10 protein-coding genes are annotated in these 12,783 nt (G+C 63.0%); 2 read left to right on the top strand and 8 right to left on the bottom strand.

The features are described 5' to 3' along the window. Positions 1–15 precede the first annotated feature (15 nt). Entirely contained in the window at positions 16–1,548 is a 1,533-nt protein-coding gene (locus tag SB756_RS00545; RefSeq protein WP_410909972.1) for an NCS1 family nucleobase:cation symporter-1, read from the bottom strand. A gap of 495 nt (positions 1,549–2,043) precedes the next feature. Next, complete coding sequence (locus SB756_RS00550) at positions 2,044–2,481, bottom strand: Lrp/AsnC family transcriptional regulator (RefSeq protein ID WP_043197208.1); 438 nt, start codon at positions 2,479–2,481, stop codon at positions 2,044–2,046. A gap of 133 nt (positions 2,482–2,614) precedes the next feature. On the opposite strand from SB756_RS00550, the gene SB756_RS00555 reads away from it, so the two are divergent. Then, the gene (locus SB756_RS00555; RefSeq protein WP_341796398.1) at positions 2,615–3,511 is read left to right on the top strand and encodes a DMT family transporter; all 897 of its coding nucleotides are present in this window, start codon (positions 2,615–2,617) and stop codon (positions 3,509–3,511) included. Positions 3,512–3,656: 145 nt separating this feature from the next. Beyond that, on the top strand, positions 3,657–4,583 hold the full coding sequence (locus SB756_RS00560) for a class I SAM-dependent methyltransferase (protein WP_410909973.1): 927 nt from the start codon (positions 3,657–3,659) through the stop codon (positions 4,581–4,583). A gap of 119 nt (positions 4,584–4,702) precedes the next feature. On the opposite strand, the gene SB756_RS00565 is transcribed toward SB756_RS00560, so the two are convergent. The 6 genes from SB756_RS00565 to SB756_RS00590 form a co-directional block, all read right to left on the bottom strand. After that, positions 4,703–6,727: a mechanosensitive ion channel family protein gene (locus tag SB756_RS00565; protein WP_410909974.1), complete on the bottom strand. Its 2,025-nt coding sequence runs from the start codon at positions 6,725–6,727 to the stop codon at positions 4,703–4,705. A gap of 172 nt (positions 6,728–6,899) precedes the next feature. Further along, positions 6,900–7,898, bottom strand: coding sequence for a sulfate ABC transporter substrate-binding protein (locus SB756_RS00570; RefSeq protein WP_019471468.1), 999 nt, complete (start codon positions 7,896–7,898; stop codon positions 6,900–6,902). A gap of 213 nt (positions 7,899–8,111) precedes the next feature. Next, positions 8,112–8,933, bottom strand: coding sequence for an ion transporter (locus SB756_RS00575; protein ID WP_132845359.1), 822 nt, complete (start codon positions 8,931–8,933; stop codon positions 8,112–8,114). A gap of 45 nt (positions 8,934–8,978) precedes the next feature. Then, entirely contained in the window at positions 8,979–9,851 is an 873-nt protein-coding gene (locus SB756_RS00580; RefSeq protein WP_410909975.1) for an urea transporter, read from the bottom strand. A 210-nt stretch (positions 9,852–10,061) separates the two neighbouring features. After that, positions 10,062–11,477 carry a pyruvate kinase gene (gene pyk, locus SB756_RS00585; protein WP_410909976.1) on the bottom strand — a complete coding sequence of 472 codons (1,416 nt, stop codon included), beginning with the start codon at positions 11,475–11,477 and terminating at the stop codon, positions 10,062–10,064. After that, a complete protein-coding gene (locus SB756_RS00590; protein ID WP_410909977.1) occupies positions 11,474–12,748 on the bottom strand; it encodes a glycerate kinase in 1,275 nt (424 codons plus the stop codon). The genes pyk and SB756_RS00590 overlap by 4 nt, the downstream gene beginning before the upstream one ends. Between the last annotated feature and the right edge of the window lie 35 nt (positions 12,749–12,783).

Genomic DNA, 12,783 nt, shown 5'->3' on the forward strand with positions numbered 1-12,783 from the left:
GGCAGTCCTCCCTGATTAATGGCTGCTGTGGTCGACGGCGATGCATTCGCCGCTGACGTCGTGGTAGTGGCGGTTGCGTGGTGCGATCAGCAGGTACAGGACGGCGGCGATGCCGGCACCGATCAGCCAGGAGAACGGGGCCACACTGTGGAAATTGGGTACCAGGGCCAGCACGATGGCCAGCAACGCAGCAGGCACGAAGGCGGCCACGGCGCGCAGGTTGATGCCCTTGCTGTAGTGGTAGGCACCGGTCGGGTGCTCGGTGTATAGCTCTGGCACGTTGATGCAGCCTTTGCGCAGCAACCAGTAGTCGGACATGATCACCCCGTACAGCGGGCCGAGCAGGGCGCCCAGGCCGGACAGGAAGTACACGATCACCAGCGGGCTGTTGTACAGGTTCCACGGCAGGATCAGCACCGCCAGGGTGGCGCTGATCAGCCCCGCGCGACGGAAGTTCAGGTGGCGTGGCGCCAGGTTGCTGAGCACAAAGGCCGGGGCGACGAAGTTGGCCATGATGTTCACCGCCACGGTGACAATCAGGAAGGCTACGCAGCCCAGTACCAGGAACAACGTGCTGGGGATGGCGGCGACGATCTGGGTCGGGCTGTCGATGATCTGGCCGTTGATCTGGAACTGCGCGCCGCACAGCACCACGGTGATCACGGCAAACACCAGGATGTTCACCGGAAGGCCCCAGAAGTTGCCGACGCGGATGGTCTTGCGGCACGGCGAGGAGCGGGCGAAATCACAGAAATTCAGCACCAGGGTGCCGTAGATGGCCAGCCACAATGCCCCGCCGGCGAAGATGTTGCGCCACATATCGATGCCGGTCAGTGGCTCGGCGACCGACCAGGCGATGCGCGCGTCGGCCTTGAAGTACATGAACACTGCCAGGGCGGCCACGGTCAGCAGGATCACCGGGCCGGCGAAGGCCTCGTAGCGGCGCACCATCTCCATGCCGTAGGCCAGGATCACCAGCTGTACCAGCCAGATTGACACGAAGCACACCCAGCCCAGGCTCGACAGGCCGAGGATGCTGTCGTGGTCGTAGGCCGCCATTTGCGGCCACACGGCGGTAAGCAGCACGCGCAGCACCACTGAGGCCAGGAAGGTCTGGATGCCGAACCAGGCGATGGCAATGACTGCGCGGATCAGCGCCGGTATCTGTGCGCCATGGATGCCGAAGGCAATGCGGCTGATGACCGGGAACGGCACCCCGGTTTTCTGCCCCATGTAGCCGGACAGGTTCATGAAGAAGTACACCAGCGCCGCGCCAATGGCCAGCGACAGCAAAATCTGCCAGCCACCCAGGCCAAGGGCGAACAAGCCCATGGCGAACGAGTAGTTGGCAATATTGTGCACATCGTTTGTCCACAACGCGAAGATGCTATAGCCACCCCAGCGCCGCCCTGCGGTGCGTGTCGGGGCAAGGTCGCGGTTGTGCAGGCGCGGGCTCAGGGCCAGTTCTGGCGCATTGCCGACGAGGCTGGAAGCGGGGGGGGTGCTGGCGACGGATAGCTCAGGGGCAAGGTCGAGGCTGCTACTCATTCCGGCGGGCTCCTGATGCACTTTGACTGCGATGAGCGGGCATGCGCACGGGCTCGCCATCTCGTCGGTGCAGCTTGGCATCACAGGGTTCTGGGCGCGGCGGCCGGCTTTGGACCGGCGTCGCGGGTTCTTGTGTATTTATGTTTTGTTCAAGTTGTATACAAAACATGAACACACAAAAGCGAGTTCCATGCCAAGGAAAGAGCAAGTTTCAACAGGTCATCATTTCAAACCTATCTTGTTCAAAGATAAGTTGATGAAATAAATTGGTTATAAGTTGACCTAATGAACAGGTTTATTTTTTTGGAGGATTAGTTAGTTGATCAATTGGTCAAATTAAGCGGTGGGAAGTGTGTAACGAAATGGGGCTCTACTGGATAAAGTGCACACAAAAATGGCACTTATGGTGACGTTCTTGTGTACAAAAAATAGTCAGCTTTTCCTGTTTTGGCCTCTTCGCGGGCACGCCCGCGAAGGGGCCGTAACAGGAGCAAATCAATCCATCGGCGGCAATCGCCGCTTCACCGGGCTTTTCTTGATAATGGCGGTGTTGGTCTCGGCCAGCACATTGATGCGGTCGAGCAGGGTGTCCAGTTGCTCCATCGAGCGCACATGCAACCGGGCAATGAAACAGTCCTCCCCGGTGACCTTGTCGCACTCGGTGAACTCGGGGATGGCAATGATCTGCCGTTCTACCTCCTGCAGCTGGCCCGGCAGTGGGCGGATGCGCACGATGGCCTGTAACTGGTAACCAAAGGCGCGCGGGTCGACCTCGACGGTGTAACCGCGCAGCACCCCACGCTCTTCCAGTCGGCGCAGGCGCTCGCTGACGCTGGGCGCGGACAGCCCGCTGACTTGCGCCAAGGCTTTGAGCGAGCGGCGCGAGTCTTCCATCAGTGCGTTGATCAGCAGTTGGTCGATGGCATCGGTCATGGTCACCTCGTCAGGTAATTCGCGTTATTTGCCTTGATAGTAAAGGCAAGGCTGCAAATCTGCCTTGGTAATCCGCTGGAAGGCAAGGCTGTAACCTTTGCATACTGTTGTCATCGTCAATGGGAGGTGTGAGATGGACAGTTCATTGCGCCGTGGCTCGCTGGAAATGGTCGCCGCCATGCTGATTTCCGGGACCATCGGCTGGTTCGTGCTGGTGTCGGGGCAGCCGGTGCTCGAGGTGGTGTTCTGGCGCTGCGTTTTCGGCGCCGTAACCCTGCTGGTGATTTGCGCCGCTTTCGGCTTTTTGCGGGCCGGAGTCATCAGCCGTACGGCGTTCCTGTTGGCGATCGCCAGCGGCGTGGCCATTGTCGGCAACTGGCTGCTGCTGTTTGCCTCGTATTCCCGTGCGTCGATCGCCATCGGGACAGCGGTGTACAACGTGCAGCCGTTCATGCTGGTGGGGCTGGCAGCGCTGTTTCTGGGCGAAAAGATCACACTGGCCAAGCTTACATGGCTTAGCGTGGCGTTCCTCGGCATGTTGGCCATCGTCAGCGCCCATGGTGTGGGGCAGGGCGGTGGTGAGGAATACTTGCTGGGCATTGGCCTGGCACTGGGCGCGGCGTTTTTGTATGCCATTGCGGCGTTGATCATCAAGCGGCTGAAAGGCACCCCGCCTCACCTGATCGCGTTGATCCAGGTAGCGACGGGTGTGCTGTTGCTGGCGCCGTGGGTCAAGCTCGGCGGATTGCCGGGTGAAGCGCCAGCGCTGGCCAGCCTGTTGACGCTGGGCATGGTCCACACCGGCCTCATGTATGTGCTGCTGTACAGTGCCATCCAGCGTTTGCCCACGGCGTTGACCGGGGCGCTGTCGTTCATTTACCCGATTGCGGCGATTCTGGTGGACTGGGTGGCCTTCGGTCATCGGCTGGCGCCGCTGCAATGGCTGGGGGTAGGGCTGATTCTGCTGGCAGCGGCGGGGATGCAGCAGGGGTGGTGGTTCCGGCCGGCGCGGCTTGCAGTCAAGAATTGAAGTGACCTTGTGGGCCTCTTCGCGGGTAAACCCGCTCTCACAGGATCACCGTAGCTCTGAATACTGTGGGGTCCCTGTGGGAGCGGGTTTACCCGCGAAGAGGCCGGCAAGGTAGAATGCCGCTTTTGCCAGCCTGCGACCCACCATGACTTCCCCGATTCACACCTTGGAGCAGCACCTGCTCGCCGCCCTCGACCCTGCCCCGCAGGAAACCCGCCGCCTGTTCCATGGCCGTGGCCGTTGCTGGGCAGGCCTGGAGCAGGTCACTGTCGACTGGTTGCAAGGCGTGCTCTCGGTAGCCCTGTTCCGTGAGCTGCCCGAGGGCCAACTGGCCGAACTGGAAGCCATGCTGCGCAACGTGGCCCAGTCCCCGCAATGGGCCGGCCAGGCCATTCTCATCCAGCACCGCTATTTGCCCGACAGCCCGGGCCAGTGGCTGCTGGGCGAGCCGTGCCAGCAACGCGAGGTGGTCGAAGACGGCCTGACTTACCTGCTGGACCTGGGCGTGCGGCAGAACAATGGCCTGTTTCTCGACATGCGCTACGGCCGGCGCTGGGTGCGCGAGCAGGCGGCGGGCAAGCGCGTGCTGAACCTGTTCGCCTACACCTGCGGCTTCTCGGTGGCAGCGATTGCCGGAGGCGCCGAGCAGGTGGTGAACCTGGACATGGCCAAATCGGCGTTGTCCCGCGGGCGCGATAACCATCGCCTGAATGGCCACGATGCATCGCGTGTGGCCTACCTGGGGCATGAGCTGTTCAAGTCATGGGGCAAGGTGCGCAAGTACGGGCCTTACGACCTGATCATCATCGACCCGCCGACCTTCCAGCGTGGCAGCTTTGTGCTGACCCAGGATTACGCGAAGATCCTGCGGCGTTTGCCGGAGTTGCTGAGCGCGGGTGGGACGGTGCTGGCCTGTGTCAACGACCCGGGTGTCGGGCCGGAGTTTCTGATCGAGGGGATGGCTGAGCAGGCGCCGTCGCTGGCGTTTGTCGAGCGGCTGGAGAACCCGCCGGAGTTTCCGGATGTGGACCCGGCCGGGGGGCTGAAAGCCTTGGTATTCCGTCAGACCTGAGGTTGCCAGTACCGGCCCTATCGCCGGCAAGCCAGCTCCCACAGGGCTCAGCACAACCCTGAATGTTGTGGGGGCCTGTGGGAGCTGGCTTGCCGGCGATAGGGCCGGTGCTGACAGCATCAAGCCCCCAGGGCCTGCAGCGGCAGCGGGTACACCTGGGCAAAACTCACGTTGTCGGTCTGGTCCACCCGCTTCTTCAGCCGCTCGTTGAACGCTCGGCTCACCGCATATTGCCCGCCGGAGATGGTGCGGAACTGCGCCGTCAGCACAAACCCGTTCAAGTCCATGCGGTCCACCCCGAACACTTGCAGCGGCCCTTGCAGGTTGATGCGCAGCAGCGGGTCTTCGCTGATCGACTTGCCCACCTCATGGATCAGCGCCAGTGACGCATCCACATCACTGTCGTAGGTGAACTGCACCGAGAAGAACGCATAGGCGAACTGCCGCGACTGGTTGGTAACCGCCTTGATCTGGCCGAACGGCACCGAGTGCACAAAGCCTTTGCCATCGCGCAGGCGCAAGGTACGGATCGTCAGGCTTTCGACGGTACCGGCATGGCCGGAATCAAGCACCACCCAGTCGCCGATTGAAATGGTGTCCTCGATCAGGATGAACAGCCCGGTAATCACATCCTGCACCAGTTGCTGCGAGCCAAAGCCGATGGCCAGGCCGATCACTCCGGCACCGGCCAGCAGTGGCGCGACGTTGATGCCCAGGTTGGCCATGGTGGTGATGGTGCAGATGACGATCAGGATCACTTTGATCGCATTGCGCAGCATCGGCAGGATGGTCCGTACCCGGGTGCTCGGCTGGCGTGCGCTGCGGCGGCCCACGGGTGGCTTGAGTGCTTCCTGGATGGCCGTGTCGAGTACCACCCACAGCAGCCAGGTGACCAGCAGGATCAGGCCAATGCTCGACAGCGAATTGCTGATCGCCTGGCCCAGGCTGTTGCTCAGGGCGAAATCGACCACCGAGAAGCCCCAGATGCGCCCCAGCAGTTCGATGAACGTCACCGCCATGGCGATGCGCAGTAGCGCATGGGCGAGGCTACGCAGCAGCTCCTTGTAAGGGCGTACCCGCTGTGCCGGGTCGGTTTCGCGCTGGGCCAGCAAGTGTTGCAGCAAGGTGCTGAGGAACACGGTACAGACCAGCAGTACAGTGGTCAGCAAGGCTTTCTGCAGGGCCTTCTGGCTTTCTTCGCCGGCGCCGATCAGGTGAATGGCCGACACCAGGATCATCAGCAGGATCGGCAGATACCACAGCACCGAAAAGATCCGCAGGGTCTCCTGCACGGCGCGATGCTGCACGCGGTCCTTGAAGGCGCGGTTGCGGATCAGGTGCGCCACCGGGCGGCGCAGGCGGATCACCAGGCTGGCGAAGATGAAGGTGGCAATCAGGCCGGTGGCCACCGCGATGCTGGCGGTGATGTTGCCGCCCAGCTGGCGGGCGATCTGTGGGCTGGTCAGGGCGTCGCTCCAGGCCGCGAGGAAGCCGATCATGAACAGCGGACGGGGGGCCAGGCGTTTGATGACCGCCACGGCGTCGCGTTTGTGCCCGGCATCGAACAGGGTCACCAGGCAGAGGATGATCGAAGTCGAGAACAGGCCGCTGCTGGTGGCGTAAGCCAGGCTCAGGCCCAGGGCGCGGGCCACTGACGGGTCGAGAAAGCGGCTGGCGTACAGCGTCAGCGGCAAGCTGGCCAGGGCCGGCAGGGTGTAGGGCAGCAGGTAACCGAGCAGGCTGCTGGCGCGTTTGCGTTCGCGTAGCCAGGGCGTGCCGGAAGTGCGCTTGGCGACCCAGCGGCCGAGGCTGGTGAGTGCCGCGAAGCTGGCGGCCCAGGTCAGGGTGAGCAGGAGGAAGTTGCCGACCAGTTGCAGCGAATCGTCGGACGAGTGCCGGTCGACCAGGCGCTCGACTTCCTTGGCGGCGCGGTCGGTGCGCAGGCGCCAGGCATCGACCAGATGGGCATCGAGGTCGAGCTCCTGGGCGGCGCTGTCCAGGCCGTCGGCCAGGGCCCCAAGCAGTCCGCCTTGCAATACCGGTTCGGGTTCGGCGGGTTGTTCTTCGGCGGGGGTGGGGTCAGCGGCCAGCAGGTGGGTGCTCAGCAGGCAGCCGAGCAGCAGGGTAGAGAGAAAACGCAGCACTGGAGTACTCCTTGGGCCGGGGTGAGCGGGCAGGGTTACTCAAGGAACTGATTGCAGGTTGATGGAGAAAGTTCGAAGAGGTGTGTCAAAACCACTGGCGCTATCGCCGGCAAGCCAGCTCCCACAGGTACTGCACACGCCTAATGGATTGTGCAGTACCTGCCTGCATCAGTTACTGACCGGTATAGATCTGGTCAAACACCCCACCATCGTTGAAGTGGGTCTTCTGCACGGTGCGCCAGTCACCAAAGGTTTTCTCCACTGACAGGAAGTCCACTTTCGGGAAGCGGTCAGTGTACTTGGCCAGTACTGCTGCATCACGCGGGCGCAGGTAGTTGTTGGCGGCGATCTCCTGCGCTTCAGGCGACCACAGGTACTTCAGGTATTCCTCGGCCACAGCCTGGGTACCTTTCTTCGCCACGACCTTGTCGACCACGCTGACAGGGGGTTCGGCTTCGGCCGACACGCTTGGGTAAACCACTTCGAACTGGTCGCGGCCGAACTCGCGGGCGATCATCTCGGCTTCGTTCTCGAAGGTGACCAGCACATCACCAATCTGGTTGGTCATGAAGGTGGTGGTGGCGGCACGGCCACCGGTGTCCAGCACCGGGGCCTGCTTGAACAGCTTGCCGACGAAATCGCGGGCCTTGGTCTCGTCACCGCCTTGCTTGAGCACATAGCCCCAGGCCGACAGGTACGTGTAGCGCCCGTTACCCGACGTTTTCGGGTTGGGCACGATCACTTGCACGCCGTCCTTGAGCAGGTCGGGCCAGTCTTTCAGGGCTTTCGGGTTGCCCTTGCGCACGATGAACACAGTGGCCGAGGTGAACGGCGCGCTGTTGTTCGGCAGGCGGGTTACCCAGTTGTCCGGCACCAGCTTGCCATTGTCGACCAGGGCGTTGATGTCGGTGGCCATGTTCATGGTGATGACATCGGCCGGCAGGCCATCGATCACTGCACGCGCCTGTTTGCTCGAACCGCCGAAGGACATCTGCACGTTGACCTTCTCTTTGTGCTCGGCTTCCCAGTGCTTCTGGAAGGCCGGGTTGTAGTCCTTGTAGAAGTCGCGCATCACGTCGTAGGAAACGTTCAGCAGGGTAGGGGCGGCCTGGGCGAGGTTGCCCAGGGCCAGGCCTGCGGCGAGCAGCGAGGCGGTGAAGAGTTTTTTCACGTTGCTTCCTTGTTATCGAGGTGTTGGCATTTTGCCTGCGACTATAGCGGGTGGGTTTGTGGCGGTTAAAGAACAAAAATGACTTTGGTTATGCCGTCGCCTGTGCTGGCCCTTTCGCGGGTAAACCCGCTCCCACAGGGACCGCGCACTGCCAAGGCCTGTGGTGATCCTGTGGGAGCGGGTTCACCCGCGAAAGGGCCGGCACAGGCAGCATCATTGCTTGGGAAACAACCCATTTCCACAGCGCGAACAGAACGCCGCGCCATGCTCATGCGTCTTTTTGTGACACGTCGGGCAATCATGCTGCAACTGCTCCCCGCGCATGGCATTGGCCAGTTCGGCGGTAAAGATGCCGGTCGGCACGGCAATGATCGAGTAACCGGTAATCATCACCAGCGACGACAGCACCTGCCCAAGCGGCGTCTTTGGCACGATGTCGCCAAAGCCCACCGTGGTCAGGGTAACGATGGCCCAATAAATACCTTTGGGGATGCTGGTAAAGCCATGTTCCGGGCCTTCGATCACGTACATCAGCGTGCCGAACACCGTTACCAGGGTCGATACGCTGACCAGGAACACGATGATCTTCTGCTTGCTACCGCGCAGCGCCTCCATCAGGTAGTTGGCCTGCTTGAGGTACGGGCTGAGCTTGAGCACGCGGAAGATCCGCAGCATCCGTATCACCCGGATGATCAGCAGGTACTGGGCGTCGCTGTAGTACAGGGCGATGATCCCAGGGACGATCGCCAGCAGGTCGACCAGGCCATAAAAACTGAAGGCATAGCGCAAGGGCTTGGGCGAGCAGTACAGGCGGGTGATGTACTCGGCCAGGAATATCGCGGTGAAGCCCCACTCGATGCCGGCCAGCAGGCCGGCGTAGCCTTGGTGCACTTCGTCGATGCTGTCGAGGATGACGGTGACCAAGCTGGCCAGGATTATCAGCAGGAGGATTTTGTCGAAGCGTCTTCCTGCCACGGTATCGGACTGGAAGACGATGACGAAGAGCCGCTCGCGCAGGCTCGCAGGATTATTCATTGGCTCATTCCAAAAAAGCGATGGGCTGAGCCTAGGGGTTGCATTTCAGCTGTGCAAGCGGCTGGCGTTGCGCTGCCTGGGCTGAGCCAGGTGGCTGCCCAGGTGCATCAGCCAGCAGGCGGCGACGAAGGGCGCGGTCAGGCCCGGCACGGGCAGCAGCTTGAACAGCGGTTGCAGCAACAGGGCCAGGGCGATGGCCAGCAGCGTCACCCAGGGTTTTTCACCTTGCCTGCTGAAGGCCACTGCCGCCAGCGCGGCGTTGAAACCATACAAACCCAGCCATGCTGCCTGCGCCTGGTCGGCAATCAACGCCACGCCTCCACCGATCGCCGAGCCGATCACCGCCCACATTGCCGCATAAGGGTTGGCGATGAACATGCCGACGATGATCAGCAAGCCGGCCAGTGGCTGGTCGAGCAGGAAGATCTGGCCTACGCCGCGGGCCAATGCGTACAGCGGGTCAACTTCGACGAAGGCGCTGGGCGAAGGGCTGACGACTAGCAGGGTGCCCCAGCCCAACAGCACGAATGGCGCGGTGTAGGCGACCAGCAACTTGCCGCCGCGCTTGCGCCACTGGTGGGTGATGATGCTGGACAGGCCGCCGGCGGCGATGATCAGGGGGGGCAATATGGCCGACCAGGGCAGCACGGCGCTGATCAGGATGCCGATCAGCACGCCGTTGTAGCAGTACAGCCCGGCCTGGCGGTCGGCGCGGTCGTAGCCACGGGCCTGGGCGGTGAGCAGGCCGGCCAGGGCGCCGAGCAGGGCGCCGCCGACCAGGTTGGGCGCGGTCAGCAGAATGGCCAGCAGGCAGCACAGGCCGCACAGGGGGTTGCGCAGCAGCAGCACCTGGCTGAAGCCGTTGAGTAACGCCGTGGCCCAGTCCGGGCACGGGTTGACGAAATTTTTGGTGTACATGGGGCAGTCAGTGAGGTTGATGGGGGAGCGGTGGGCCTCTTTGGGCCTCGGTTTTCCGCAGTGCAGGTAGATCGGTGTACGGGGAGGGCTGCGCCCTCCATTCGCAGCACAAGGCTGCTCCTACAAAGGAATCGCGAGCTTCTCAGGCTACGCGGTCCCTGTAGGAGCAGCCTTGTGCTGCGAATGGGGCGCAAAGCGCCCCCGGCAATCTCAGATCAAAGTCTCGATCCGCAGCGTGTTAGTCGACCCTGGTTTGCCGAAAGGCACACCGGCGGTGATCAGCAGCGTGTCGCCACGGCTGGCCATGCCTTGCGCCTGGGCAATCTCCAAGGCAGTGGAAACCACCTCGTCCACCTGGCGCAGGCGGTCGTTGACCACCGAATGCACGCCCCAGGCCACGCTCAGGCGGCGCGCGGTGTTCAGGTTCGGCGTCAGGTTGAGGATCGGTGCCCGTGGCCGCTCGCGTGCAGCGCGCAGGGTCGAGGCGCCCGACTCGCTGTAGTTGACCAGCACCGCCACCGGCAGGATGCCGCTGATGCGGCGGATGGCGCAGCTGATGGCGTCCGACACGGTGGCCTCGGCCTTCGGCCGGCCAACGTCGAGCTGGGCCTGGTAGTCAGGGCCGTTTTCCACCTGGCGGATGATCTTGCTCATCATCTGCACGGCTTCCAGCGGGTAGTCACCCGAGGCAGTCTCGGCCGACAACATGACCGCGTCGGCACCTTCGGCCACGGCGTTGGCCACGTCAGTGACTTCGGCACGGGTCGGCGCCGGCGAGAAGCGCATCGACTCGAGCATCTGCGTGGCAACCACCACCGGTTTGCCCAGCTGGCGGCAGGTGTTGATGATGCGCTTCTGGATTTGCGGCACGCTTTCGGCCGGCACTTCCACGCCGAGGTCACCACGCGCCACCATGATCGCGTCTGCCAGTTCGGCAATGGCTTGCAGTTGTTCGACCGCCGAGGGTTTCTCGATCTTGGCCATCAGGTAGGCGCGATCGCCAATCAGCTGGCGCGCTTCGACGATGTCCTCAGGGCGCTGTACAAACGACAGGGCCACCCAGTCCACGCCCAGTTCCAGGCCAAAGGCCAGGTCGCGGCGATCTTTTTCGGTGAGCGGGGAGAGGTCGAGTACCGCTTGCGGTACGTTGACACCCTTGCGGTCGGAAAGCTCGCCACCGTTCAGCACTTCTGTGTCGATGGCGTCGTTGTGCTTGGCGGTGACGCGCAGGCGCAGCTTGCCATCGTCCAGCAGCAGGTCCATGCCGGGCTCGAGGGCTGCGATGATTTCAGGGTGTGGCAGGTTGACCCGGCGGCTGTCGCCCGGGGTCTTGGCCAGGTCCAGGCGCAGCGCCTGGCCGCGTTGCAACTGCACCTTGCCTTCGGCAAAGCGGCCCACGCGCAGCTTCGGCCCTTGCAGGTCCATGAGAATGCCCAGCGGGTAGTTCAGTTGCTGCTCCACTTCGCGGATCCACTGGTAGCGCAGGGCGTGGTCAGCGTGTTCGCCGTGGCTGAAGTTGAGGCGGAAGATGTTCACCCCGGCTTCGACCAGCTGGCGGATGTCGTCGATGCCGTTGATCGCAGGGCCGAGGGTGGCGAGGATCTTTACTTTTTTATCAGGCGTCATGGTTGGGCAGTCTCGAGGATCAGGATGGCGCGGAAGTCGTTGACGTTGGTGCGGGTTGGCTCGGTGACGATCAGCGCATCCAGCGCGGCGAAATAGCCATAGCCGTTGTTGTTGTCCAGCTCGTCGCTGGCCGACAGGCCCAGGGCCTCGGCACGGGCGTAGCTGCCCGGGGTCATGAAGGCACCGGCGTTTTCTTCCGAGCCGTCGATGCCGTCGGTGTCGCCGGCCAGCGCGTATACGCCCGGCAGGCCTTTCAGGCTTTCAGTGAGGCTGAGCAGGAACTCGGCGTTGCGCCCGCCACGGCCATTGCCGCGTACGGTCACGGTGGTTTCGCCGCCGGACAGGATCACGCAGGGTGCCTTCAATGGCTGGCCGTGCTGGACGATCTGCCGGGCAATACCGGCGTGTACCTTGGCCACTTCGCGCGACTCGCCTTCCAGGTCGCCGAGAATCAGCGGGCTGAAACCAGCCTGTCGCGCTTTGACTGCGGCGGCCTCGAGCGACTGCTGGGGTTTGGCGATCAGCTGGAAGTGGCTGCGGGCCAGGGCCGGGTCATCGGCCTTGACGGTTTCCGAGGCCGGGTTGTTCAGCCACTCGATGACTGCTTTGGGCGCTTCGATGTTGTAGCGTTTCAGAATGGCCAGGGCATCAGCCGACGTGCTCGGGTCGGCCACGGTGGGGCCGGAGGCGATCACGGTGGCGAGGTCGCCCGGCACATCGGAAATGGCATAGGTGTAGACCGTGGCCGGCCAGCAGGCCTTGGCCAGGCGGCCGCCCTTGATCGCCGAGAGGTGCTTGCGCACGCAGTTCATCTCGCCGATGGTGGCGCCGGACTTGAGCAGTGCCTTGTTGATATGTTGCTTGTCGGCCAGGGTCAGGCCCTCGGCCGGCAGCGCCAGCAGGGCGGAACCACCGCCAGACAGCAGGAAAATGACGCGGTCGTCTTCATTGAGGTTGCTGACCAGTTCCAGCACGCGCTTGGCCACGGCCAGGCCGGCGGCATCCGGTACCGGGTGGGCGGCTTCGACCACTTCGATTTTCTGGCAGTTGGCGCCGTGGCCGTAACGGGTCACGACCAGGCCGGAAACTTCGCCCTGCCAGCTTTTCTCGACCACTTCGGCCATGGCGGCTGCGGCCTTGCCGGCGCCGATGACAATGACCCGGCCGCTACGGTCGGCGGGCAGGTAGGGTTCGAGGACTTGGCGGGGGTGGGCGGCAGCGATGGCTGTGTCGAACAGCTCGCGGAGAATTTTTTGCGGATCGACCGACATGGCAGGCTCCCAGTTATTGTTGTTCTGCAAAACCA

Origin of the sequence: Pseudomonas sp. SIMBA_068, assembly GCF_046534705.1 — a bacterium.
Lineage (GTDB): Bacteria > Pseudomonadota > Gammaproteobacteria > Pseudomonadales > Pseudomonadaceae > Aquipseudomonas > Aquipseudomonas putida.

Bases quoted from the DNA above. Each gene is read 5' to 3' on its own strand.
- SB756_RS00545 (WP_410909972.1), bottom strand. From the start codon at position 1,548: ATGAGTAGCAGCCTCGACCTTGCCCCTGAGCTATCCGTCGCCAGCACC.
- SB756_RS00550 (WP_043197208.1), bottom strand. From the start codon at position 2,481: ATGACCGATGCCATCGACCAACTGCTGATCAACGCACTGATGGAAGAC.
- SB756_RS00555 (WP_341796398.1), top strand. From the start codon at position 2,615: ATGGACAGTTCATTGCGCCGTGGCTCGCTGGAAATGGTCGCCGCCATG.
- SB756_RS00560 (WP_410909973.1), top strand. From the start codon at position 3,657: ATGACTTCCCCGATTCACACCTTGGAGCAGCACCTGCTCGCCGCCCTC.
- SB756_RS00575 (WP_132845359.1), bottom strand. From the start codon at position 8,933: ATGAATAATCCTGCGAGCCTGCGCGAGCGGCTCTTCGTCATCGTCTTC.
- SB756_RS00580 (WP_410909975.1), bottom strand. From the start codon at position 9,851: ATGTACACCAAAAATTTCGTCAACCCGTGCCCGGACTGGGCCACGGCG.
- pyk (WP_410909976.1), bottom strand. From the start codon at position 11,477: ATGACGCCTGATAAAAAAGTAAAGATCCTCGCCACCCTCGGCCCTGCG.
- SB756_RS00590 (WP_410909977.1), bottom strand. From the start codon at position 12,748: ATGTCGGTCGATCCGCAAAAAATTCTCCGCGAGCTGTTCGACACAGCC.